The organism is Salipaludibacillus daqingensis, from assembly GCF_029891575.1.
Classification (GTDB): domain Bacteria; phylum Bacillota; class Bacilli; order Bacillales; family Salisediminibacteriaceae; genus Salipaludibacillus; species Salipaludibacillus daqingensis.
In genome coordinates this window covers 110,012-133,901 of record NZ_JARZHF010000008.1, presented here as the reverse complement: position 1 = coordinate 133,901, position 23,890 = coordinate 110,012, and the positions used below count along the sequence as shown (strand labels likewise).

The 23,890-nt window shown below is 39.5% G+C and carries 22 protein-coding genes; 15 read left to right on the top strand and 7 right to left on the bottom strand.

Annotation, left to right across the window (positions count from 1 at the left end; genetic code table 11):
- Positions 1-106: 106 nt before the first annotated feature.
- From QDN89_RS15920 to ablB, 3 genes are all read right to left on the bottom strand, one after another.
- A complete protein-coding gene (locus tag QDN89_RS15920; RefSeq protein ID WP_280771155.1) occupies positions 107-2,080 on the bottom strand; it encodes a hypothetical protein in 1,974 nt (657 codons plus the stop codon).
- Between the two features lie 38 nt (positions 2,081-2,118).
- Positions 2,119-3,462 (bottom strand): ATP-grasp domain-containing protein, encoded by a 1,344-nt coding sequence (locus tag QDN89_RS15915; protein ID WP_280771154.1) that lies wholly within the window; start codon positions 3,460-3,462, stop codon positions 2,119-2,121.
- Positions 3,463-3,647: 185 nt separating this feature from the next.
- Complete coding sequence (ablB, locus tag QDN89_RS15910) at positions 3,648-4,502, bottom strand: putative beta-lysine N-acetyltransferase (RefSeq protein ID WP_280771153.1); 855 nt, start codon at positions 4,500-4,502, stop codon at positions 3,648-3,650.
- A gap of 497 nt (positions 4,503-4,999) precedes the next feature.
- Between ablB and QDN89_RS15905 the strand changes: the two genes are divergently transcribed.
- A complete protein-coding gene (locus tag QDN89_RS15905; RefSeq protein ID WP_280771152.1) occupies positions 5,000-5,158 on the top strand; it encodes a hypothetical protein in 159 nt (52 codons plus the stop codon).
- A gap of 79 nt (positions 5,159-5,237) precedes the next feature.
- Positions 5,238-5,495, top strand: coding sequence for a hypothetical protein (locus QDN89_RS15900; protein WP_280771151.1), 258 nt, complete (start codon positions 5,238-5,240; stop codon positions 5,493-5,495).
- Positions 5,496-5,583: 88 nt separating this feature from the next.
- Here QDN89_RS15900 and QDN89_RS15895 read toward each other — a convergent pair whose 3' ends face one another.
- Positions 5,584-6,102: an acyl-CoA thioesterase gene (locus QDN89_RS15895; protein ID WP_280771150.1), complete on the bottom strand. Its 519-nt coding sequence runs from the start codon at positions 6,100-6,102 to the stop codon at positions 5,584-5,586.
- Positions 6,103-6,226: 124 nt separating this feature from the next.
- On the opposite strand from QDN89_RS15895, the gene QDN89_RS15890 reads away from it, so the two are divergent.
- Positions 6,227-6,565, top strand: coding sequence for a CHY zinc finger protein (locus QDN89_RS15890; protein WP_280771149.1), 339 nt, complete (start codon positions 6,227-6,229; stop codon positions 6,563-6,565).
- A 51-nt stretch (positions 6,566-6,616) separates the two neighbouring features.
- On the opposite strand, the gene QDN89_RS15885 is transcribed toward QDN89_RS15890, so the two are convergent.
- From QDN89_RS15885 to QDN89_RS15875, 3 genes are all read right to left on the bottom strand, one after another.
- Positions 6,617-8,059 carry a carbon starvation CstA family protein gene (locus QDN89_RS15885; RefSeq protein ID WP_280771148.1) on the bottom strand — a complete coding sequence of 481 codons (1,443 nt, stop codon included), beginning with the start codon at positions 8,057-8,059 and terminating at the stop codon, positions 6,617-6,619.
- A gap of 149 nt (positions 8,060-8,208) precedes the next feature.
- A complete protein-coding gene (locus QDN89_RS15880) occupies positions 8,209-8,958 on the bottom strand; it encodes a LytR/AlgR family response regulator transcription factor (protein WP_280771147.1) in 750 nt (249 codons plus the stop codon).
- A 76-nt stretch (positions 8,959-9,034) separates the two neighbouring features.
- Positions 9,035-10,786, bottom strand: coding sequence for a sensor histidine kinase (locus tag QDN89_RS15875; protein WP_280771146.1), 1,752 nt, complete (start codon positions 10,784-10,786; stop codon positions 9,035-9,037).
- Positions 10,787-11,344: 558 nt separating this feature from the next.
- Between QDN89_RS15875 and QDN89_RS15870 the strand changes: the two genes are divergently transcribed.
- The 12 genes from QDN89_RS15870 (at position 11,345) to QDN89_RS15815 (ending at position 23,889) form a co-directional block, all read left to right on the top strand.
- The gene (locus tag QDN89_RS15870) at positions 11,345-13,129 is read left to right on the top strand and encodes an FAD-dependent oxidoreductase (RefSeq protein WP_280771284.1); all 1,785 of its coding nucleotides are present in this window, start codon (positions 11,345-11,347) and stop codon (positions 13,127-13,129) included.
- 1 nt (position 13,130) lies between these two features.
- Positions 13,131-13,904, top strand: a complete 774-nt coding sequence (locus tag QDN89_RS15865; RefSeq protein WP_280771145.1) for a heterodisulfide reductase-related iron-sulfur binding cluster — start codon at positions 13,131-13,133, stop codon at positions 13,902-13,904.
- Between the two features lie 98 nt (positions 13,905-14,002).
- A complete protein-coding gene (locus tag QDN89_RS15860; RefSeq protein WP_280771144.1) occupies positions 14,003-14,995 on the top strand; it encodes a sulfurtransferase in 993 nt (330 codons plus the stop codon).
- Between the two features lie 24 nt (positions 14,996-15,019).
- Positions 15,020-15,718 carry a TVP38/TMEM64 family protein gene (locus QDN89_RS15855; protein WP_280771143.1) on the top strand — a complete coding sequence of 233 codons (699 nt, stop codon included), beginning with the start codon at positions 15,020-15,022 and terminating at the stop codon, positions 15,716-15,718.
- A 342-nt stretch (positions 15,719-16,060) separates the two neighbouring features.
- Positions 16,061-16,759 (top strand): TVP38/TMEM64 family protein, encoded by a 699-nt coding sequence (locus QDN89_RS15850; protein ID WP_280771142.1) that lies wholly within the window; start codon positions 16,061-16,063, stop codon positions 16,757-16,759.
- Positions 16,760-16,814: 55 nt separating this feature from the next.
- Positions 16,815-18,026 carry an ABC transporter substrate-binding protein gene (locus QDN89_RS15845; RefSeq protein WP_280771141.1) on the top strand — a complete coding sequence of 404 codons (1,212 nt, stop codon included), beginning with the start codon at positions 16,815-16,817 and terminating at the stop codon, positions 18,024-18,026.
- Positions 18,027-18,102: 76 nt separating this feature from the next.
- A complete protein-coding gene (locus tag QDN89_RS15840) occupies positions 18,103-18,888 on the top strand; it encodes an ABC transporter permease (protein ID WP_280771140.1) in 786 nt (261 codons plus the stop codon).
- The gene (locus QDN89_RS15835; protein ID WP_280771139.1) at positions 18,885-19,688 is read left to right on the top strand and encodes an ABC transporter permease; all 804 of its coding nucleotides are present in this window, start codon (positions 18,885-18,887) and stop codon (positions 19,686-19,688) included. Before QDN89_RS15840 ends, QDN89_RS15835 begins: the two co-directional genes overlap by 4 nt.
- A gap of 14 nt (positions 19,689-19,702) precedes the next feature.
- Positions 19,703-20,716 carry an ABC transporter ATP-binding protein gene (locus tag QDN89_RS15830; RefSeq protein WP_280771138.1) on the top strand — a complete coding sequence of 338 codons (1,014 nt, stop codon included), beginning with the start codon at positions 19,703-19,705 and terminating at the stop codon, positions 20,714-20,716.
- Between the two features lie 68 nt (positions 20,717-20,784).
- Complete coding sequence (locus QDN89_RS15825) at positions 20,785-21,366, top strand: CDP-alcohol phosphatidyltransferase family protein (protein ID WP_280771137.1); 582 nt, start codon at positions 20,785-20,787, stop codon at positions 21,364-21,366.
- Positions 21,367-21,502: 136 nt separating this feature from the next.
- Positions 21,503-21,907, top strand: coding sequence for a rhodanese-like domain-containing protein (locus QDN89_RS15820; protein WP_280771136.1), 405 nt, complete (start codon positions 21,503-21,505; stop codon positions 21,905-21,907).
- A gap of 368 nt (positions 21,908-22,275) precedes the next feature.
- Complete coding sequence (locus tag QDN89_RS15815; protein ID WP_280771135.1) at positions 22,276-23,889, top strand: histidine kinase N-terminal 7TM domain-containing diguanylate cyclase; 1,614 nt, start codon at positions 22,276-22,278, stop codon at positions 23,887-23,889.
- Position 23,890: the final 1 nt, after the last annotated feature.

Sequence of the window (23,890 nt, the reverse complement as noted above, 5' to 3'; positions counted from 1 at the left end):
AGAAAGATTCCTTAAAGCTCCACCGGTCAATTCGTTCGAGAATTGCTCTATTATTACTAAAAGAAAAGAATGATGAGAATTTCTCAACATTCTTTTCTACAACGTTTTAAAGGTCAACCCACGTATATTTTTCGCCCCAGCTTTCACGAGCCAATTTCTCGACTTTTTCCACTTCTTCTTTGTCAACAGCATAAGCGTCTCCTTGCTCATACGGGTTGTAATGAAAAGCATACAACCGCGCAACAAATTGATGGAATGGTAACGATGATTCCCCAGCGATTTCACCATGTCCAGAAACGCTCGGTTCAATTCCTTGCCCCCATATTTGTGAGCTATCGTTGTTCGGGTTATACATGTAAATTCGATACTCCCCATCTGGGTCTTTAGCAACTCGCTGAATAGAGACAGCGTGCAACCCAAGCAAGTGGCCAAACGAGTTAGTAATGAAGATACCAACTGGGTTTGGATAGATCAACTCATGACCTTCATTAAGTTCAGGATGGTGCGTCGAGTAAAACAGTCTTACAAATCCTGAAAAGTCAGTGACAGATCCTGTTATAGGATCAAGAGCAGAGCTGAATCCATTGTTCACCCAGTTTCCATAGAAGGCTGGATTTACCCATTTATGAACATCATCACCGCGGAAGCCAGCTCGACGAACAAGTTCACCGTATATGCGGTCCATGTGAGGAACGAGTACTAACGAAACGGGATCTAATTCTTCATGTAAATCATCCACTAACCCTTCCCGTAGGTTTTTGGAATGAATCATCTGCCCTTCAAACATGACATCCACATCTCCATCTCGAGCGGCACGAGGGATTAACTCTAATAAGTGACCGGGAGCATGCAAAGACCAAAGGCTGATGCCTCGGGCTGTCTGACACGTTGGGTTCATACCTTGACCAATCCCAAGTGGTTGTCCTAACACACTGATAACGCCGGCAACGAGAATATCATTGGCGGTGATACCTTCATTAGGATTGATAGAGTTTAACAATAATTTTCGAATATCTGGTTGTAAATCAAGCTCAATTAATCGGCGTAGTCCTGGAATAACAGGATTAGATGATAAAACACCGCGTTCTAACAAGAGTGCTAAACCGTATAACGACTGCCGCATCGGCGGATGAATCGCTACCTTTATTAATCCACTTACTGTATCAAAATGCTCATCAAGGTGGGCGATTCCTTTTTTACTTAACCCGAGAGCAATAGGTAGTAGATCTTTTTTCTCCCGGTTAAAGTAACGGACGAGAACGACATGATGATCAGATACAAGCCCTGTTTCATGCATCGATTTTGCAAAGGCTTTTGCTTCTTCTTTCAACTCTTTATCGGTCGCGTCTTTTAAACGTTTTCTGTAATCGCATGGTTCCTTAACCTCTTTACACAATTTTGCAGATCCAGAAAGGGCTTGAACATATTTTTTAATCGCTTTTTTGTCTTGAGCGTTAATCGGATTGTTGAGAAGTTGTTCGGCATCTTTAATCATCGAGACGGTCCGTTTGACCATGATCGGTCGCTGGGCAACAAGACCATCGATCTCTTTAATGAGGGTGGTAGCAATAGAGGTGAGGGACAGTTCCTCTGCTAAAAAATGAAAGAGCTTTTCTGCACGATTTTTTTCTTTCCCTTTTCCTTCGATTCTAGCTGCTTCTGTTTCCTCAGGAAATAAAATATCGATATTTAACGCCATTACAGAATCTAAGAAATCTTTTGCCTTTTCTTTCGTTACCGTTTCATGTTCGTGATTCCCTTTCGCTATGGAAACCATGCGAAGTTCACTTAAAATTTCCACAATGCTTGTCATTCCGCTAGCCATTAAAGAACCTGATACGAGACGAGGTTCAAGCTTTGATGGTTCCGCCCAAGGTCCCCCTTCGAACAAGCCCGCTGCATCGAATCGATCAGCATACTGATACAGAAATTTCATTCCATCTACGTCTTCCATGACTTTTGCAGCAGCCTGTAATGCATCAGATTGATACATTTTTTTTGCGTAAGGGAACGCTTCTTCCATCGTATGAAAGGCTTTTTTGAAAGCTTCCGTGTTTGAAGTGTTTACGTCTAACGTCATATTAATGTCTCCCTTCCGTCGGTTTCTAGATGAGCGAATTACATAAAGAAATTATGATCCACATAATCAGTTAATGGTTGCTTTACATGTTCACTATCCTCATGATAGAAAAACACCGTTCCTAGGTGATTCCCATAGCCTTCTTGATCTTGAACTTTACTCACACCAGGCCTAAATAAAGTATGTTTCTCAAAACTAGGGTGATCCTCTAACTCAGGAGGAATATTGATTCCTGAAATATATTCCGATTTTGGATACACGAGAAAGCTACCAGCGTGACCGTTATGGTTTTTCTCATCAGGAAATACGCCTTCTAGCTCCTCTTCGGTCGTGTTTGGATCCGAGCAAAGAATATGTGCTTCATAAGGGTTAAATCCATACGTTTTTTTCATTAAATCGAAAATATGACCTCCTGGAATACGGTAAGCCACTTCGCCAAAATAAAGAGTGCCATCGTTGGAAATGAAAAATTCGGGATGTATGATGCCGTGGTCAATGTCGAACACGTCTACTACCTTTTGCACTTCGTCACGAACTTCAGGACGGAGTGCCTCAATTTCAGGGGAAGGAGGTACCATCATCGAGTAGCCGAATACAACGTACTCCGTAATATTCAAGAACCTTACTTTCCCACCTTGAATGAAGGCTTCACAAGAAATTTCCACCCCTTCTAAGTGACTTTCCATGAGACAAGGGAAATTCCCATCTGACAATTTATGATCAATATCTTTTTCTGATCGGATAATCCGGTGACCGGCAGCTCCTGCTTTATTTAACGCCTTCACATGAATAGGCTCAGGATCTTCGTCGCGATGGCGTAGTAACGAGTGATTGATCCGTTTAAAGAATCGTCGAACGTCCTCTTTTGATTCCCCTTCTTCAAAAACACCCACTTTCAGACCACCCATATGAGCTCTTCGTTTCATCATCGCCTTGTCCCTAAATAGGATCGAGTGATCATAAAGCTCAGGGTCTTTACGAAAATGGGAATTCAATGCCCCAGCCCACTCAACCGTTTCTTCAAAAATAGGAATGGCATGATCCACATCTTGTTCCGTTAAAATATCGTGTAACTCTTTCGATTGGTCGTAAATATCGTCATAGCTAAGGTTTCGGTCGAAGTTCCATTTCGTAAACGGAATTTGATGCTCCGTTGCATAACTTTCAAACTCTGGAAGACTCACGACGATATATGGCCGCTGAATATAATCTAGCGCCTCAATCGAAGGAATGCTCCAACCGATAAGCGCAATTTTCTTCTGTTCATCTCTTTTCTTATGATTTAACCGTTTAGGTCCTGTTTTCCTTCGTTGTAAAACTTGTCGGTCTTGTCGGTCATTTGCTTTAAATGATAGGTCTTTTACTCGGTCATTTAACGGCATGCTTGTCCTCCCCTTCTCTTTACAAATCAATATTGAATGCACGAACTCACACCTATCATGATTTTCTAAAAAGAGTAAAATTATTCGATGATAATAAGAATAATATTTGGAAAAATATACGTATTTTTTCACCCAAAAAAAAGGGAACGATAGGTAATTAATCGTCCCCTAAGATTCTCAACCACTCATAGGGTTTTATACCAGATATTCATATTTTCGATACTTCCAGAAATATTGCTGTTTTTAATCATTCGACCGCCAAAATGAAAACCGTGTTTAGCGTTAACTAAATTCATCCCAGCTGACTTCGATCTGGAATAGGAGAATAATGTGCGTACACCAACCTTTTTAAGCTTCGGAAAAAGATGAGCAACTTGATAAGACAGGAGTTGTTTACTGCGATGTTCTCTGTATGTGGCACAATCCGAAAGCTCTGCAGCACGAAACTTTTTCAATAGTTCAGCTGAACAAGCACTAACGATGTCGCGGTTATGTTGAACGATTAGAAAATAAACGTCATCGTCCATCATCTGTTTAATAAACTCAGGGTCATTCATAGGTGTTGGGTACGACTTAAATACTGTTTTATATAAGGTTGCCATTTGCTGCGCGTCACGTTTGTTTCCCCACCTCATATGAAAGCCAGCTGGTAGTTGGAATCGATGTGTTGGACCTTCTCCTCGTTTTCGATGGACGAGCCGAAACACATTTTTTTCTTGCTCAGACAGATGAGTTTGCCCTCTTTGTGGATCTAGAAATATAGCGTAAATATGAGCATCTTCTCCGTCAAAAAAAGACTCAATCATCCCTTCATATCTCGTTGAATAAGGATGAATCATAGGTTGTTCGGAAAGCTTCACATAAAAAATGAGTTTATCACATTGATGTTGTTTACCTAATTGTTTCAGAGAGCGGATAAACGGCTCCATTTGCTCACTTGCCGGGAGTTTATACACTTTCAAACGTTTACTAGTTGGTTCTAATAGAATGGATGATCCAAACAAAGATATCGTAAATGAATGATCCTTTAATGCGTTCATGGAAATGCAGATTCCCCCTTCAATTTCATCGTATAAGATGAATATATTTGAAGAGAGTTCTTTTTATGCCAAAAAAAGACAAGGGTTGTCCTTTTTTTCTTCGATTTCGTTCCTTTAAACGAGTTTTTTTGTGGGAGAACGGATGAAACTGTGGAGCTATGGAGCAAGCACTGAGTTAGTGACCTTAAATGAGCTTTTTTTGGGGGGTTATGGTCACTAGAGGGCCTGACTAGTGCACCATGCGAGTTGATTTTGGGGAAGAAGGGTCAGTAAAGGCGGCGCTTAGTGCCCCTAAACAAGCAATTTATGAAAAGAAAGGTAACTAACCCCACTCCACCCCACTAAAACAAACAATCTACCTACCTAACTCACAAACGAACAAAACCTCAAAATAGCGCTTACATACTTTTACATCGGTTTTCTACTACCTATATGTTTGAAATATTTATGTCCGGGAATCAATTCCACTAAGACACAAATAAAGGAGCTTTACGTATATGAGTGACGATTTTAAACGAGAAGAAAAAGTAGAAAAAAGAGAAGAACCAGGTAGAGTAGGAGCCACTCTCATTAAATACGGCTTCATTACAATTATCACGCTAATCATTTTATATTTTATCGCAAACTACCTTATACCATTAATTCCTGGGCAGTAACTTGATCATCAAGATGTATAAATGAAAACTTATGAAATAGTAGTTGAAATTAAAGACACAAATAAAGGAGCTTTCGCATATGAGTGACGATTACAAACGAGAAGAAAAAGTAGAAAGAAAAGAAGAACCGGGCAAAGTTGGTTCAACCTTTATTAAATACGCATTTATTACAGTCATAACGCTTATCATATTGTTCTTTATCGTGAATTACCTCATGCCAATGTTCCCAGGTGGCGATGGAGATGGCGGCGGTGGTGACGATAATACCATTAACGTCGAAATCGACGGAAACTTAGATGGAGATGGCAACAATGGAGGAAATGAAGGCGGAGATTAACAAATAGAATGAAACAATATAAATCATACATGAAAAGCCGTGCGGCACAGAGAAAGTCGCACGGCTTTTCTAGGTATCTAGAAGGTTGTTAGCAGTTTTCCCAAGGTTTTAAATCAGAAAGAATTTTTGCCAGCTTTTTACTTTGCTTGCGGCCTTCTTTTCTCACTTTAAATCGCTCCGGAGCAGTATCGTGTAAATAAACTTCTTCTTCGGACTCTGGAATTGCTTTTGGAACGTTGGTCGGTCGTCCTGTTTCATCAAGTGCAACAAATGTTAAGAAACTAGTTGCTGCTACTCGTCGATCAGCAGTAAGTAGATCTTCCGCTATCACTTTTACGAATACTTCCATGGAACTCGTTCCTGTCCATGTCACATGGGATTCTAAGCAAACGGAGTCTGTTTGACGTATCGGGTGAAGAAAATCGACAGAGTCTGTGGAAGCAGTGACACATTCAGTTCGACAATGTCGTGCGGCTGAAATCGAAGCAACATCATCAATATCTCTCATTAACTTTCCGCCAAAAAGCGTGTTATGATTATTTGTATCTTGAGGGAAAACTCGTCCCGTTTTTATCACTTTTGAATCTTTACATAGTTTTTCTAACATAGTCGTTGAGCCTCCTGAAGGATAAATAAGTAGATTTTTAACAGTATACCATCCATTCATTAATAATCAAGAAATCAGGGTGATTACTAGAAGTGGCAAAGTATTAATAAGGAGGGGCAAAAACATGCTCATTCATCAAATAAATGTAAAAGGAAAAGTCATTGACGGAGAAACGCGTTGTGAGCATTATCATGGAGAGAGTGATCGTATCGCAATTAAATTCAAGTGCTGCAATACGTATTATCCATGCATTCATTGCCACAACGAAGCGGTTGACCACCAAGTTGAGCGATGGGGAAAACATGAACGGCAACAACAAGTTGTCTTATGTGGATCGTGTGGAACAGAATTAACGATCGAAGAATATATGCAGGCAAATGACCAATGCCCTTCTTGCAAGGCCTCTTTTAACCCAGGATGCCACCTCCATCACCACTTGTATTTTGTAATGGATACGGATTAAACGCAAAGCCCCCAGCCTTCGAAGGCTAGGGGCTTTATATAAGAGTTAACATTATGCTACTTTATCAACATTTGCATCGACTTCAATTTGTTTTGTTTCCAATTCGTGTTTCAATTTTTTTGCAAAAAGGATAATGACAATAACGGTTCCTACAGCTGCACCAGCATAAGAGATAGGCATGGATAATCCAAAACCAATTTGTGCGTTAAGGATGTAAGTAAACGTTACCATTGTCATAAATGCAGCAGGAATACTTGAAATCCAATGATTCTTCTTTTGTAATCCTAAATACATCGCACCAACCCAGAGGGCGATCATCGCAGTGGACTGGTTGGCCCAAGAGAAATAACGCCAAAGGATAGTGAAGTCCATTTGTGTTAATGCAACGGAAATGACGAATAATGGAATAGCAATCATCAATCGGTTGCGAACTTTCATTTGCTTAATTTTAAAATAGTCAGCAATGATCATTCGTGCACTTCTGAAAGCTGTGTCACCTGACGTGATTGGAAGAATAATAACACCGAGAATAGCCAATGTTCCACCAATACCACCGAGCATCATCAGCGAAACGTCACTAACAACAGCAGCAGGTCCACCTTCACTGATCAATGCACTTAAATCTGTCCCATAAAATAAGCTCATTGCGGCAGCAGCCCAGATCATAGCAATAACTGCTTCTGTTATCATCATGCCGTAAAAGATCTTTCGTCCGTCTTTTTCTCGTTGTGTTGTGCGAGAAATGATCGGAGATTGCGTTGCATGGAACCCAGAAAGTGCACCACAAGAAATCGTTAAGAACAACAGCGGAAAGATCATCAATCCGTCTGGATGCATGTTCGTTAATGTCATTTCAGGGATCGGTGCACCAGTGATAACCATGCTACCGCCAATACCTAATGCACTAATGAGAAGCAATCCGCCAAAAATTGGGTAAACTCGTCCGATGATTTTATCGATCGGAAGCATCGTTGCAATGACGTAGTATAAGAAGATTAATCCAATAATCATGCTTAATGTGACCCAACCAGGGACCATGTTATAAATGAGCGCGGCTGGAGCTGTAACAAAAACCGTACCTACTAAAAGGAGTAAAAGAACGGCAAAACCATTGACGACGTGTTTCATCACTTTTCCTAGAAACTTTCCTGCAAGTTCAGGTAAATGCGCACCACGATTTCGAATAGAAATCATTCCGGTTAAATAGTCGTGAACAGCCCCGGCAAAAATTGCCCCAAGAACGATCCAAAGAAAGGCAACTGGTCCATATAGCGCGCCCATAATTGGACCAAAAATCGGTCCGACACCAGCAATATTTAATAGCTGAATTAATGAATTTCGTTTTGTGCCCATCGGAACATAATCGACACCGTCGCCTTGACTCATGGCCGGAGTGACTCGCTCATCTTTCACACCAAACACTTTCTCTACAAATTTTCCGTACGTAAAATAACCGACGACTAAAATAACAATGGAAATTAAAAATGTAATCATAATACCCTCACCTTTCAATGGATGATAACGCTCTCAATGTTGAATTTATTATAGCTTGAAAGGTGGTTGGGTAGGTGTTTCTCTTATTATGATGTTGATAATAGAACTTAACATGCTAAAAGCATCGGTTAAGATGCAATGACATCATACTAAAGTTCCAACCGCTGACGTAAATGCTTTACATAATTTCGACTAACAGGGATATGTTGCTCCACATTTGTAAGTTTCAATTGATACGCTCCGTGAAACCATGGGGTAATCTCTTCCACGTGATTTAAATTTACAATATACCCTTTATGTGTTCGGAAGAAAGAATGATCAACTAATTTCTCTTCTATTTCTTTTAAAGGATAACGTGTGATGTACTCCACTCCTTGGCTAATGACTTTTGTGACGTTTCCTTCGCGAAAAATATAATCTATTTCTTTTGGTGAGATGTAGTGGATCGTCTCATCTTGCTGAACAGCTAGCTTCAAAGTATCCTCAGTAGAGAAATGAAGTTTTGACTTTTGCTCGCTTTCATCTGGAAATGCTTTTCGAATACGTTTAACAGCTTCAAAGATTTGATCTTCATCAAATGGTTTTAGTACATAATCTAAAGCTTGAACGCGAAAAGCTTTCACAGCAAAATCAGGATAGGCTGTAGCGAACACGATAAGCGGGACTTTTTTAAGCTTTTGAATCGTAGAAGCGAGTTCGATACCATTTCTTTCTCCCATTTCTATATCTAAAAAAAGCGCGTCTGGTTCTAATTCAATAATTTTCTCCAACCCTTCTTCTGCAGACCGAGCTTCGCCAATGATGTTAAAGTCAGGGTATGCAGACAGTAAATGTCGTAATTCGTCTCTACTAAAAGGTTCATCGTCTATTAATAAAGTGCGGACTTGTTTTTTTACCATGAAACTACGCTCCCCTCTGAGTTTTTTGTATCACGTAAGTTATCTCGATTTATTCCATTTATTTCCTTATAAAACGTTAGGAATCCTCTATATCATGATGTTTTAATGAAAAAGAGACGATTGTTCCTTTAGAAGGTTCACTAACAATCGTTAAACCAGAATCTGGAGAAATCATATCCGATAGACGGCGGTGGACATTGTAAAGACCAATTCCAGCACCTTTGTCTGACTCGATTGGTTGTTTCGTTAATGTAGATAATTTTTCGGTAGAGATGCCCTTCCCGTTATCTTCAATGGAGACATAACATAGAGTATTTGCTTTCATAATAGTTATTTTTACTTGCAGCGGTTCGTTGCTAGAGGTTCTTCCATGTTTGATGGCATTTTCCACGAGCGGCTGCATCGTAAGAGTCGGAACTTGCAAATGTAAAAGGACTTCATCAACGTCCCATTCTACTTCTAATTCTCCTGCAAAACGTGCTTCTTGAATTTCTAAATATGATTTGATTTGTTTTACTTCATCCCCTAAAGATGACCAAGCTTTATTTGTTCCTGCTAAATTTTGCCGAAAGAAGTTGGAGAGAGAAAGAAGTAGTTTTCTTGCTCGTTCAGGGTCTGTTCGAATCATCGAGACAATAATGTTGATCGTATTAAATAAGAAGTGTGGACTAACTTGAGCTTGCAACGCTTTGATTTCTGTTTCCCGAGCAATCTTTTTTAAATCTTCCACTTTTGCTAGTTCGAGCTGAGTGCTTAAAAGTCTCGCTAAACCTTGAACCAATTCTTTCTCTAAAACAGTGATTTCTTTTTCTGATCGAAAGTAAAATTTCAGAGTTCCGACAATGTCATCTTTTTGCTTCAATGGTACGATCATTGCTGCTTTGATTTCTCTAGGTAGGTCATCATGATCGCGAATTTCTTTTTGCATGCCTATGAACGTTTCTCCTGTTTCAAGAACTTGTTTTGTTGCCTCGGTTTTAATTTGATGACCTTCTAAATAAATCTCAGACCCTTTGCCTAGGTAGCATAAAATAGACTCTCGGTCGGTCATGGAAACAGCGGACGCGTTAACTTCTCTCAAAAGTATGTTACAGGTTTGATTGGCAGAATTTTGAGTTAATCCTTGTCTCATATAAGTAATCGTATGTTCAGCAATGCTTAATGCTCGTCCTGACTGCACGGCCGCCATTTTTTCTTCTTCTTTGATAACGCTGCGAATAATAAGCACAAAAACCGCGGCCCCGACTCCGTTAGCAATGATCATCGGGAACCCTATAAGTTCCACTAAGGCTAGTGCTTGATCATATGGCTTTGCAACGAGAAGAATGATACCCATTTGAATTGTTTCACTCAATGCTCCGATGAAAAAGGTTAAAGGTAAAGAAATGTTGGCGCCCTTTTTCACATAGCGATGGGCAATACCGGCGATAAGCCCAGCAATAATTGCGGATAATCCACAAGCAACGCCTGTGAAACCACCGAGTAAGAAACGGTGGCCACCGGCGATGATCCCAGCGCCGAGACCAACTTTCCATCCTCCAAGTAAACCGGCAACGACGATGCCGATCACACGAGAATTTGCAATTGCCTCGTCTTGAGCCAAATCAGAAAGCCACATCATATAGCTTGCTTCTCCTGTAGATACAACAACTCCGGTGTATGTGCCAATAATCCCAAAGAAACCAAATAAAAGCGTAACACTAATTCGTTGAGATAACGTCACGTCGCGGTCATCGATAAGTCGACGAAAGAAGGGAATTCTAGTCATAACAAATGCAACCATGACGATAATCCCTAATCGCTCAAGCATAATGATAAATAGTTCCATACATTCCCTCCAAGTGAGCCGTCGTAAAATATTTTCATAAACTTTTTTAATGAATGTGAGTCGTCGTAAATTACTTCACAAATTATTTTTAATGTATTAGCTTTCTCTTATAAACTGACTTTATAACGAATAATAAAACCTGTCCACCTTTGTTAGACATATATCTTCATATATAAATGTATTTCTAAAAACCTTTAACCGACTAAACAAATTGGTATGGACTGTGTTGAAAATTGTCTACATCTCTGTCACAGAGTATTCGATTTTTATTTCGTCAATCGTTCAAAAATTTGATAAGTTAGGTATAGAGGTATTGGTATTCAAACAAGTCATTTCAGGAGTGAAAATATCGATGTAAAATGTAAAGATATGATTTTGAGCTATGTGATTTTTAGTTTGTTCAACAAATGAAAGAAATCCTCCTAAATGGATAATAAACAATGTAAAAGAAAAATCGTCTCGAAAAAGTGCACGAATGAACCGTGTTTTTTTAATCAAAAATTATGTGAAAATATTCACGTTGGACGATTTTTACAATGAGATGGAGAGGTGAGCGTGATGGAATTTAGAGAAAAGGTATTAGAACAGGCATCAACTATTACAGATGGTTGCATGGGGCATGAAGAGGCTTTCTGTGTAGCGGCTTGTCCGATGCACACCGATGTAAAAAAATACGTGGCACAAATTGGTAAAGGCGATTATGAAGCTGCTTTGAAAACAATTCGAGAAAAATTGTTCCTTCCGAATACTCTCGGAAGAATATGTGCCCATCCTTGTGAGGTGGATTGTCGAAGGAATACCGAATTCGGTCAAGCGATTTCAGTGGCCGGCTTGAAACGATTTGCAGCAGAAAAAGCCGATCGAAAAGAGCTTTGGGATGATGCTGTTGGCACTCCAACTGGAAAGAAAGTTGCCATCATTGGAGCAGGTCCAGCTGGAGCCCAAGCAGCGATTGACTTACGAAAAGCGGGACATGAAGTCGTCATTTATGACAAGTTAACAGTTGTTGGCGGGATGATGCGTGTAGGAATTCCTGAATATCGACTTCCACGAGAAGTGATTGATTTTGAATATAGTTATTTAGAAGATCTAGGCGTGAATTTTCAAATGGGTGTTGAGATTGGTAAAGATATGACATTCGAACAGCTTCGTGAAGACTATGACTCGGTGATCGTAGCAAATGGTGCTCACGTCGGAAGCATTCCTCCTGTTCCAGGAAAAGACGCAAACGGAGTTTTTAATGCAGTAGATTATTTAAAAGAAATTAGCTTAACTCATAAATTTCCGAAAGTCGGAAAAAGAATTGCTGTAATCGGCGGCGGAGACGTTGCAATGGACTGTGCTAGATCCTCTTGGAGAATTGGTGCAGATGAAGTATTCCTTATTAGTTTAGAAGAATTAGAGAGTCTTCCAGCCAGTCAAGCTGAAATTGATGAATCCCAAGAAGAAGATGTTCAATTCATTAACGGCTGGGGAACAGATGAAATTCTCAAAGATGACGGAGGAAAAGTAACAGGTATGCGTTTGAAGAAAGTCATCTCCGTTTTTGATGAAAATGGAAGGTTTGCACCAACATTTAGTAATGAAATGAAAGAAATAGAAGTAGATAGTATTGTCTTTGCTACAGGACAGCAAGTACAAGATGTATCTAATGGTCTTCTAGAGCAAAAAGGTGGCGGTCGATACGTCACAGATTCTGAAACACTAGCAACGAATCTTCCGGATGTTTTTGTTGCCGGAGATGCTAGTGGAGGAGCAATCGTTGTTCAAGCGATGGCGCTTGGTCGAAAAGCTGCAGCATCCGCGGATCGATTCTTAAAAGAAATTGATCTAACGGAAGGACGTCAGTTCAAGTTCGAATATAGTTTTGAAACGAGACTCGATGTTCCGCTTCCAAAAGGAACAGAAAACCTTCCTAGAACGTCAGGAAATCATCGACCAGCGAAGGAAAGAAAATGGGATTTTAAACCGTATGATCTCGGTTATACCGATGAGCAAGCAAAAAAAGAAGCATCACGATGTATTCAATGTGAATGCAAACTCTGTATGACTGAATGTATCATGCTGAATGATTTTGGTGAATGTCCGCAAGATATTTTCAGTGAATTCCTAGAGAAAGGTGAGATTGATCCGGTTATTCCTTATTCTTGTAACATGTGTGGTGGATGTACGCATGTCTGTCCAAACGATTACGGTATCGGGGAAACGTTCATGGGTATGAGAAAAGATTTCATTTTACACAATGACGGAAAATCACCGATGGAAGGGCATAAAGCCATTGAAATTCATCAGAAGCTTGGGTTCTCAAAAGTCTTCTGTACAAAAGTGAAAGGAGTGAAATGATATGACACAAAACATGGGTTTTATGCCGGGATGTTCCCTTCCCTCTTACACACCTGAAGGCGTAAAGCAGACAATGGAATATTTGAAACAAGTTTATCCTGATTTAGGTGGCGTTCAGAAATGCTGCGGAAAAGGAACAAAAGCGCTCGGACAAGAAGAGAAATTCAAAGAAAGATTTGCCGGATTACAAAAAGATATAGATGATGTTGGCATTGAAACGATGATTGTTGCATGTCAAAACTGTTATAAAACGATTAAAGAAACGAGTGATCATACAGCTGTTGAGTCTCTATGGACACTACTTCCGAAAATTGGTCTACCGGAGGAAGTTCGGGGAAAAGCTGCAGACAGTGATGTCGTGTTTGCCATTCACGATTCTTGTTCCACTAGATATGAAAAAGAGATTCAAGATGGCATTCGTTGGATCCTCTCAGAATTAGGTTACAAAGTAGAGGAAAGTGAATTTTCTCGTGAAAACGCTCGTTGCTGTGGATTCGGGGGCATGATTGTTCCTGCCAATCCAGATCTCGCTATGCGAGTAATGAATCGTCGAGGAAATGACTTTGATAGTGATTATGTCGTTGTTTACTGCGCAGCATGTCGCTCTTCATTAATGAAAGCAGGAAAAAAGTCGTTTCATATTCTAGATTTATTGTGGGGACCGGTTGTGTATTTGGATGAATCGGCGCCAGAGGATGTATTATCAAGCCCTGCAAAATCTTGGATTAACCGTTACAAATCAAAACAAATTGTCAAAAAAGTAGTGAAAGCGTAATGAACCGTTTCAACTGAGAGAACAATGTGGCTTTATAATAAGAAGTCACTTCGTTATCTCATGTGAATAAATGAGCATAAATATGAGGAGGAAAGATCATGAGTAAAAAAATGAAAATTAGTGGCTTTAGTGCATTAGCTGTTGCGATTATTGGAATCTTTGTTTATTTTTCTTTAACAGGTATTGATGCGCAGGAGGTTGATTTATCCGTGCAACAGGAAAAAATTAATGAGTATGCCAATCCAGATGTTTTTATTACGGCAGAAGCATTGAATGAATTAATGGAAGACGAAGCGGAAGATGTGGTTGTTATCGGCACGATGGATGAAAGAGGCGGGGCTATTCCAGGTTCTTTTGAAGTATGGCGACCTGACTACTCAGGAACAGATGCTTACCCATATGGTGGTATGGCAAATTCTAAAGAAGAATTAGAAGCATTGTTACGTTCATTTGGTGTTACAGAAGATACAACCCTTGTCACTTATGCAGCTAACGATCAGCACGATTCAGCACGATTGTTCTGGCAGTTTAAAATGCTTGGGCATGAAGATGTTCGATTGTTAGATGGTGGCATTAACGTATGGATTGGAGCCGGTTTTGAGACAGGAGATGCATTAGCACTTGGTGATCGACCAGAAACAGATTACGAAGCTCCAGACTTTAATGAAGAAGCATTTAATGCCTCTTTAGATACAGTTATTTCAGCGGTAGACAATAATGATTTCCTCGTCCTTGATACTCGTGGTCAAGACGAAGAAGACGGTTCAACCACATTGAGTGGAGCAGAAGGACCGGGAAAAATTAAAGGGGCAATGTTCCTTGAATATTCTGATGCAACGGCAGAAGATGGAACGATTAAGTCTGTTGATGAATTAGAAGAAATTTATGCCGATGTGATAGACGGCGACGAAACGGTCATTTCTTACTGTCAGTCAGGCGTTCGATCTGCGTACACTTGGCTTGTATTAACACATGCTCTTGGTTATGAAGATGCTTTAAATTACGACGGTTCGTGGATCGAGTGGTCTTATGAGGCTTATGTAGATGCTAACCAAGACGTGATCGATAGAACAGAAAACGGTGATTTCTAAAAATCACAAAAGGAGTGAAACAGTATGAGTGAAAAAAATAAATCAGCGATCAAACTAGCTAGTTTGGTCGCTGCCATAGCCATTGTTATATTAGTTGCATGGCAAACCGGCTTAATGGATAGACTTCAAGACGTTGCGGCGATGCAGGAATTTATTAATAGCTTTGGTATGTTAGGGTACGTCATTTTCATTTTAGTTTTTATCGCTGTTGCCGTCTTTATGTTACCAGGAGCAGTATTAACGATTGTAGCAGGGATCACATTTGGACCAGTTATTGGTGGCATTCTTTCTCTAATAGGTGCGACGCTAGGTGCGGCGGCAGCGTTTCTTGTTGCTAAATACTTGGCTCGTGATATGATTTTGAAAAAGTTCAAAGGAAACCCTATTTTTGATAAAATCGATCAAGGTGTTGAAAAAAATGGCATTAGCTTTTTAATTCTAACAAGACTCGTTCCAGTATTTCCTTATAACGTTCAAAACTACGCATATGGGTTAACGAGTTTAGGGTTTGCAAAATATACAGGAGTTTCTCTCATCACGATGGCACCAGGAGCATTTATTTATGCTTTCATGGCGGGGCAAATCGTTCGTGAAGGAATTTCAATGAATTTAATGCTTCAGTTTGCAGCGGCAGGAATTATTCTTTTCTTAGTTTCGCTTATTCCAAAATACCTTGCGAAGCGAAAAGGAATCGATATGGATGATCTAAAGAAATCATCTTAATAACGCTTCCGGAGATCAGGTTTTTTCAGTAGCTCCTAACTAACCTCAATAATCAAGTTAGATGAGTCTTGAATAATAGCGAAGCGTTCGAGCTTATCGGACGCTTTTTGCTTGTAGTAAACAGATATTTGAGAGAAATAACATTCGTGGTAAAATGAACTTTATTAATAAGAAAAAACTGGTATTTATCTTTAGACTTTCCCCCTTCTATACGTTTAAATTAAGATGTGTAAGTAAACTTACTTTTTAATTTTTCTAATGAGGTTACAATGTTCTAGTATAGAGATACAACCTCGTAAGAAAAGGGTACAGAGAAGGAAGGACATGAGGGAGGAAACAAGGATGAGTAACAGAAATAAAGCGGCGATTAAACTCATTTCGCTGATAAGTATCATTGCTATTGTTTTTTTTATCGCATGGCAAACAGGAATTATCAATCGATTGCAAGATGTAGAAGCGATGCAAGCATTTATTAACAGTTTTGGTCTGTTAGGATATGGGGTTTTCATCCTTGTGTTCATTGCTGTTGCCGTTTTTATGCTTCCTGCTTCTATTCTTACAATTGTAGCAGGGATTACTTTCGGACCGGTAATTGGAGCGATACTCGCACTGACTGGTGGGACGTTAGGAGCAGCCGCAGCGTTCCTCGTTGCTAAATATTTGGCGAGAGATATGATTACGAAGAAGTTTGGGGGAAACAAGCTTTTTGATAGTGTGGACGAAGGTGTCGAGAAAAATGGTGTTAGCTTTCTAATCCTAACAAGACTCGTTCCAGTATTTCCCTATAACGTTCAAAACTACGCTTACGGCTTAACAAAATTGCCATTCGTTAAGTACACAGTCGTTTCATTTATTACGATGGCACCAGGTTCGTTTATATATGCGTATATGGCTGGTCAAATTGTTCGTGAAGGTATCTCTCTTCGCCTCTTGTTTCAATTTGCAGGAGCTGGGATTATTTTATTTTTGGTCTCTCTCATTCCTAAATATCTTGCGAAGAAAAAAGGAATTGACATGGATGAACTAAAACAAAAAACATAACGTTTAGTTGGATAGGAATTGTTAAAAAAATTACTAGGTGGAGTGTGGAAATCATATGAAAAAAATAATCCCAATGATTGGTTTAGCGACAGCTTTTCTTTATGGGTGTAACTCATCCGCTGAAGAAGAGCAACATGAGGACTTAATGGATGCCGATTGGGACGAAGTTATTTCTCAAGCAGAAGGCACAGAAGTTAGCATTTATATGTGGGGGGGCGATGATGGTGTCAATCGTTACATTGATGACTATGTTGCACCTGCATTAGAGGAAGACTATGATGTCACGTTAAATCGTATTCCAATGGATGCGCCCGATTTCTTGTCTAAGCTTATGACAGAAAAGCAAGCAGACCAAGAGACAGGAACAGCAGATATTCTATGGATTAATGGAGAAAATTTTAGAAATGCGAAAAATAACGACCTACTCTATGGAGACTTTGCATTCAAGCTACCTAATATGGACGAATACATTGGTGATGAACCGGCGTTTGTCCATACGGATATGGGAACAGAAATTGAAGGTCACCAAGTACCTTGGGGAAATGTTCAATTTGCATTTCAATATAATGCCGATATGGTTGAAGAACCTCCTACGACGATAGATGAACTGATTCAGTGGTCGATAGATAACCCAGGTCAATTTACGTATCCGAACGTGACAGATTTTACAGGCAATGGTTTCCTTCGTCATATTTTATACGATGTTGCGGACGACCCAGCAGCCTTAGAAACATTTAACGAAGAGTGGTTAGATGAAAATGGGCAAGAAATTTGGGATAGGTTAAATGCATTTGAAGATTCATTATGGCGCGATGGTCAAACGTACCCGGAATCTCTTTCTCAGCTCGACCAGCTTTATGCAAATGGAGAGCTAGCCTTTACGATGGGTTTTAATGAACATCGGGCGGATAGTTTAATCGAAGATGGCGTTTTTCCACCTTCGACGGAAACGGTAGTATTAGAGCCGGGTTCCGTCAGTAACACGCACTATTTAAGTATTCCTTTTAACAGCCCTGAACCTGCTGGAGCAATGGTAGCGATAAATTTCATGATCTCCGCTGATGCACAAATTAACAAACTGGATCCAAGTATGTGGGGAGAGGGAACGGTACTTGACGTTTCTCGTTTAACGGATGAGCAACAAGAGGAGATGGAAGCATACATTGGGCCACCAGTTGTGGAACAAGAGGAGATTCTTGCTGAATTGGATTCCAAGTATCATGATTGGATTATAGAGAACTGGGAACGAGAAGTTGTTCAGCAATAGTGCAAGGTTCAGAAAATACCTGTTTTTAGTTCCAGCACTCCTTGTTACATTTATTTTTGTAGGATACGGGCTTTTTATGGCTGCGAGTGATAGTTTTGCTACAGAAGGGAATCAGCCTTTTTTTCATTTTTATTTAGAGTTATGGAGAAACGATACGTTTTTGAGTGCCCTACGTGTAAGTGTATGGGTTGCCTTTATTTCAACAACCATGGCACTAATTATTGGACTCTTTCTTACAAGAGCAATGTTTCGCCTATTTAAAAGAGATGATTGGAAATTTATTGCGTGGTTTCCCATGCTGATTCCTCATTTTGTCGCAGCTTATATTTGTTTTTTGTTATTTGCACCGAGTGGTTGGTTTTCATCGGTCGTTTTTCAAATAGGTTGGTTAGAAACGATGAGTCAATTTCCTGTGTTTGTAAATGATCCGATGTATTTGGGGGTTATTTTGACATATGTTTGGAAAGAAATTCCTTTCGTTATCCTGATGCTTCTCCCTGTATATCAAGAAATGGATCTTCGTTATGAGGATGTGAGTAAGACGTTGGGTGGCAACCGATGGACGGTTTTTAAAACAGTAGAACTACCTTGGATCTGGCCGATTTCATTAGAAGTTTTTCTAATTTTGTTCGTGTTTGTTCTTGGAGCGTTTGAAGTTCCAGCGCTTCTTGGCGTGACATTTCCAAAAATGATTCCTGTTCTCGCCTATGATTGGTTTTATCAAGCGGGATGGGTAAATCGACCGCTAGCTCAAGCCATGATGGTCATCTTATCCCTTCTAGCCATTGTCGCGGCTGCGTTGATATTAACGTTTTCGCAGCGATGGAGATACAAATGGGCCTCAAGGAGGGATGACTCGTGACTAGAAAACGAAAACTATGGATGCGACTAACGATGCTTAGCTTGTTTATGCTAATCTTTGTGGCACCAGTTATCTTAATGTTTTTAAAAAGTGTCAGTTTTGGGTGGTCGTGGCCAGATTGGCGGCCGACACAATTTGATTTGCGAGGTTGGAGAGTCGTATTTGGAGATCCAAGAATCTTCTCCTCCCTCTGGAATACGATATTAATTGCTGGAGTAGTGGTGATGTTGAACTTTATTATCGCAACCCCAGCTGCTTATGCATTGAGTAGATTCCACTTTAGAGGAAAGGCAATTATTGAATCGCTTCTCATGCTGCCGATACTCATTCCAGTTTTAGCGATAGCGATGGGTCTTCACTTAACGATGATCAGACTGGGATTAACAGATCAAGTACTTGGAGTCATATTTATTCATTTATTACCGACGCTCCCGTATGCCATAAGAGTATTAAAATCAGGGTTTGACCGATTGAAAAATGAATGGGAAGAGCAAGGCGCTGTATTAGGGGCAAATAGCCAAACAGTTTTCTGGACGGTCATGGTTCCACTTATGACGCCAAGTATTCGAAGCACTGCAGTACTTGTGTTTGTGATCTCGTTGAGTCAGTATGTATTAACGGCGATTATTGGAGGCGGGACAGTATCCACCTTGCCGATGATTTATTATCCATTTTTTACAAGTGCTGATGAAGCAGTCATTGCAAGTTTTTCCGTATTATTTGCACTTCTCCCTATTATGTTTTTAATTCTGTTTGAGATTACTTTAAGAGTCTATTTAAGAGTGATAAAAAGGCCGTAAGGAGGAAATGACCCATGCTGATAAAAGTAGAGAAGCTTACAAAATCATATGCAGGGCAAACTGTTTTTTCTGATTTAAACTTGGAAATGACAAAAGGAGAAATTATGAGCCTTGTTGGACCTTCTGGATGTGGAAAAACGACCTTTTTGCGGTGTATTGCAGGTTTGTCATTTAGTACTTCAGGTAGTATTTATGTAAACGATGTAAATATCACAAATAGCAAAGCGGATGAACGACCTGTCGTTCTCATGTTTCAACAGCCTTTGTTGTTTCCACATTTGACGATTTTAGAGAACGTAACGTATGGACTTAAATACGGGAAAAACAAGAGCAAAAAGCAAGAGAGAATAGAGAGAGGGCTGGCTATTCTAGAAAAAGTAGAATTAGCTGCTTTGTCAGGACGTTATCCAAATCAACTTTCTGGCGGTCAGCAACAAAGAGTTGCTTTAGCGAGGGCACTAATTTTAAATCCTGATTTATTACTATTAGATGAACCTTTTAGTAGTCTCGATCCTTCTTTACGATCATCGATTCGTTCGTGGGTTCGTGATTTTCTAAAAAAAGAAGGGGTGACGGCATTGTTTGTCACTCATGACCGAGAAGAAGCGATGATGATGGGGGATAGAATTGCTGTTATGAAAGAAGGGATTTTTCAGCAAATTGGTTCTCCAAAAGATGTTTATCAACAGCCAAAAAGTCCTCAAGTCGCAGAAATGTTTTCTGAAGGTTTAGTGATGGAGGGGTTCTTTCTTTCACCAGATCACTTGACTCTTCGACCTAAAACCAGTTTAAAAGCTGCAGATACAGAGGCTTTTGATGCTACGGTTGAATATAAAATTTTGAAATATGGTCATACTTTCTATCACGTATATGTTCACGCTCTTGAACAGCGTGTGGTCGTCTTATCAAACCATGAATTTCTGGACGGGGAACAGGTGGAACTGTGTTATAAAAGAATTAGTCTTCAAACGTATAACAAAAACCACCCTGTAGATGAAGGGAAATCAAGTAAGAAATTGTCTCGCTAAATAAAGCTTCATACCTTTTAGGTTGAGGGTGCTCTCACTCTTATTTGGCGAAAAAGGATGTGGAAGTCATGTTGGATACAAAAGCCCGCCATATAGTAGAACCCTTTATAAAACAGTCTGCAAACTTGTTTTTAAAAATGGGATTAACGGCTAATCAGGTCACCATGATTGCGTTTATTATAGGAGTTAGCTCAGGTCTGTTTATATATTTTGATCAGCCAATCATAGCTTTAGCTGTCCTGTGGTTTTCAGGCTTTCTAGATGTGGTGGACGGTACAATGGCAAGGCAAACAAAAACGTCTTCTTTTGGCACGGTGTTAGACGTTAGTTTTGATCGACTTGTAGAGATTAGTGTTATTTTAGGGCTAGCGTTTCGTTACCCAGATTCAATGTGGGTCCTATTATTACTGAGTGTATCGATCATTTACGCCATGACGGTTTTTTTAACTGTTGGAGCTGTTTCAGAGAAAAAGGGAATCAAAACGTTTTATTACCAGCCGGGACTAGCTGAACGTACCGAGGGGTTTATCTTGTTCTCACTAATGATTATTTTCCCACAATATCTTGTTGCGATTGCTCTCGTCTTTTTAGCTGTAGAAATTTTCACTTCATTGCAACGTCTTGCGCAAGCGTCGAAGATATTAAAATAGCTTTAAGGAGAGAGAGTTGTGGAAAGATGGAGTGTCGATCGACTTACCTTCCTTTTTAAAAATTCACTTATACTTTTTATAAATAAATGTTATGATTTATATGGAAATAATTTACGGTATAAAGGGAATGAGATTAATGAAAAGTTTGCTGTTTTTATTATCGATAACGATGATGGTTTTGGCGGTCGCTGGTTGCTCGGATACGAATGAAGCAACAGGAGATATGAATGAAATGACTGCAGCGGAATTGCAAGAAGAAGTAGAAGGAAGCGGAATGGATGAAACAGTAAATTATATTGATGTTCGTGAAGAAGATGAATTTGCTAGTAGTCATATCGAAGGTTTCGAAAACATTCCAATGGGTGAACTGATGGATGACGCTTCTCAATTACCAAAAGATGAAGAAATTGTCATCTTATGCAACACTCAAAATCGCAGTATTCAAGTAGGGGAATCTATGATTGAGCAAGGTTATGACGCTAATAACATAACGATTGTTATGGGAGGCATTTCGGATTACGAAGGTGAAAAAGTAGAATAACAGATTGGATGTGACTCTTCTTTATTTAAACGTGTATCAACATTGATATGCGTTTAGATGAAGAAGAGTTTTTGGTTACAGGGATGCAAGGAAAGGAAACTAGTAGAATAGTTAGTATAGTGACAATCGCGGTTTGTGCGTGTTGTGAAAGGCGCTAAGAGAGCAGGATAGTTCCTTTCAGAAGGTACCGGCGGAGCGAAGGGAAGTAAACGAGTGTGATAGTGCCGGAAGAGCGAGAGGATCGTTGATGAAAGGAAGCAAAATAAATGTAAAGCGAGATATACCTAAAACACTCTTTTTCCAAATTATTCAGATTTTTGTGTATAATTAGTAGTGAGTATAAAGAATGATAAAAAGGAGGGAAGCTTATGCAGTGGAGTATGTCGTATCCATATTATTTAATTATAATGGCTTTTGCGACTTTGCTTATTGGTATACTAACGATGAAATATCCTCGTTCTTCAGGAAGACGGTATTTCACTGTTATCATGTTTCTAGCCTTTTGGCTAATGTTATTAACTGCTGCAGAACTTCTATCTTCTTCTTTTGAAGTAATGTTGTGGCTTCGAAACTTTCAACAGCCTGCGATCTTTTTTGGGGCATTGTTTTTGTTTGCTTTAGCTAGAGATTATGTAGGAAAAGAGATTGTGCAAACGGTGCGATTGGTCAAGCTGTTTTCAATCCCCATCTTTGTATACCTTGTCCTTGTTTTTACCGATCAAATCCACCATTTGATGAGGACAGATGTAGGAATACAACAATATGGCTCGATTACAGAAATATCAACACAACCTACGTTTTTAAATGTCATATTCATGGCATATTATCAACTGTTGGCTTTAATGGCTGTTTTATTATTGTTAACCAATATGAAAAACTTTTCAAATCACCAAAGAGGAAGACACCTGCTGTTTTTAGTAGGAACTTCTATACCTGTTCTTGCACCATTAATTTTACCGTTTTTGCCAATTCCATTTCCTGGTCGGTTAGCAGTCAGTTTCACGATAGCTGGATTTATCATCTTTTTTGTGTTTTTCCGTTATGAATTTTTGTCTGTATTTCCTATAGCCAAGGATAGGATTTTTGAACAAATGAGTGAGGGGATTGTAGTCATTGATCGATTTGATCGCATTACTGATATAAACCCTGCTGGAGAGCGTATTCTGAAACTTTTAGAGACAGACAACAATACGATGATGATGGGAGCGTTTGTCCCGATATTTTTTAATAATTATGATGATTTGTTAGTAAAATTTTATCAAAAGGAAGAAAAACAAGGAGAATTCCAAGTAAAGGATCAAGGACAGGTATTTTCTTTTCAAGTGAGGTTTTTGCCAATTGAAACGTCGGCCGGAAGGGAAGATGGGTTACTATTAATTTTTACTGACATCACAGATAAAAAGAAATACGAAAATGAACTTGTCCGAAAGGCGACAATTGATTATTTAACTGGATTGTATAACCGAATGCACTTTTTAGATGTTTTTTATGAACAAACTGCTAATTATAAAGGGATTAGTGCTTTTCTGTTGTTAGATATTGATTCTTTCAAAAAAATAAATGATACATTTGGTCATCAAGTGGGAGATAAAGTCCTTATTCATTTTTCTGAAAAAATGAGAGAGGCATTTGTGAACGAAGGAATTTTCGGCCGAATTGGTGGCGAAGAATTCACGATTTTTATAAAAGGGAAGTCACTTCGTGATACGATGGCGCTAGCAGAACGTTTTCGCCAAGAAGTAGAGCGAACCCCCATGACATTAGAATCAGGGGAAAATATAACCGTGAATGTGAGTATTGGTGTGGCGTTCTCTTCCAGAGGTGATATTTCGTTTGAAATTTTTCACAAGTACGCTGATGACGCGTTATACTTAGCAAAGAAATCAGGGAAAAACCAAGTGATAGCTCACGAAATTGATGAAGACATTTACTGGGATGAATCGAATATAGCAGCTACGCAATTAACGGAGGAAGGCAGATGAA

Coding starts and splice junctions, on each gene's coding strand:
- QDN89_RS15840 (WP_280771140.1), top strand. CDS start 18,103: ATGGCTGCGAGTGATAGTTTTGCTACAGAAGGGAATCAGCCTTTTTTT.
- QDN89_RS15890 (WP_280771149.1), top strand. CDS start 6,227: ATGCTCATTCATCAAATAAATGTAAAAGGAAAAGTCATTGACGGAGAA.
- ablB (WP_280771153.1), bottom strand. CDS start 4,502: ATGAACGCATTAAAGGATCATTCATTTACGATATCTTTGTTTGGATCA.
- QDN89_RS15875 (WP_280771146.1), bottom strand. CDS start 10,786: ATGGAACTATTTATCATTATGCTTGAGCGATTAGGGATTATCGTCATG.
- QDN89_RS15815 (WP_280771135.1), top strand. CDS start 22,276: ATGCAGTGGAGTATGTCGTATCCATATTATTTAATTATAATGGCTTTT.
- QDN89_RS15915 (WP_280771154.1), bottom strand. CDS start 3,462: ATGCCGTTAAATGACCGAGTAAAAGACCTATCATTTAAAGCAAATGAC.
- QDN89_RS15850 (WP_280771142.1), top strand. CDS start 16,061: ATGAGTAACAGAAATAAAGCGGCGATTAAACTCATTTCGCTGATAAGT.
- QDN89_RS15895 (WP_280771150.1), bottom strand. CDS start 6,102: ATGTTAGAAAAACTATGTAAAGATTCAAAAGTGATAAAAACGGGACGA.
- QDN89_RS15900 (WP_280771151.1), top strand. CDS start 5,238: ATGAGTGACGATTACAAACGAGAAGAAAAAGTAGAAAGAAAAGAAGAA.
- QDN89_RS15860 (WP_280771144.1), top strand. CDS start 14,003: ATGAGTAAAAAAATGAAAATTAGTGGCTTTAGTGCATTAGCTGTTGCG.
- QDN89_RS15880 (WP_280771147.1), bottom strand. CDS start 8,958: ATGGTAAAAAAACAAGTCCGCACTTTATTAATAGACGATGAACCTTTT.
- QDN89_RS15830 (WP_280771138.1), top strand. CDS start 19,703: ATGCTGATAAAAGTAGAGAAGCTTACAAAATCATATGCAGGGCAAACT.
- QDN89_RS15905 (WP_280771152.1), top strand. CDS start 5,000: ATGAGTGACGATTTTAAACGAGAAGAAAAAGTAGAAAAAAGAGAAGAA.
- QDN89_RS15845 (WP_280771141.1), top strand. CDS start 16,815: ATGAAAAAAATAATCCCAATGATTGGTTTAGCGACAGCTTTTCTTTAT.
- QDN89_RS15885 (WP_280771148.1), bottom strand. CDS start 8,059: ATGATTACATTTTTAATTTCCATTGTTATTTTAGTCGTCGGTTATTTT.
- QDN89_RS15920 (WP_280771155.1), bottom strand. CDS start 2,080: ATGACGTTAGACGTAAACACTTCAAACACGGAAGCTTTCAAAAAAGCC.
- QDN89_RS15870 (WP_280771284.1), top strand. CDS start 11,345: ATGGAATTTAGAGAAAAGGTATTAGAACAGGCATCAACTATTACAGAT.
- QDN89_RS15865 (WP_280771145.1), top strand. CDS start 13,131: ATGACACAAAACATGGGTTTTATGCCGGGATGTTCCCTTCCCTCTTAC.
- QDN89_RS15820 (WP_280771136.1), top strand. CDS start 21,503: ATGAAAAGTTTGCTGTTTTTATTATCGATAACGATGATGGTTTTGGCG.
- QDN89_RS15825 (WP_280771137.1), top strand. CDS start 20,785: ATGTTGGATACAAAAGCCCGCCATATAGTAGAACCCTTTATAAAACAG.
- QDN89_RS15855 (WP_280771143.1), top strand. CDS start 15,020: ATGAGTGAAAAAAATAAATCAGCGATCAAACTAGCTAGTTTGGTCGCT.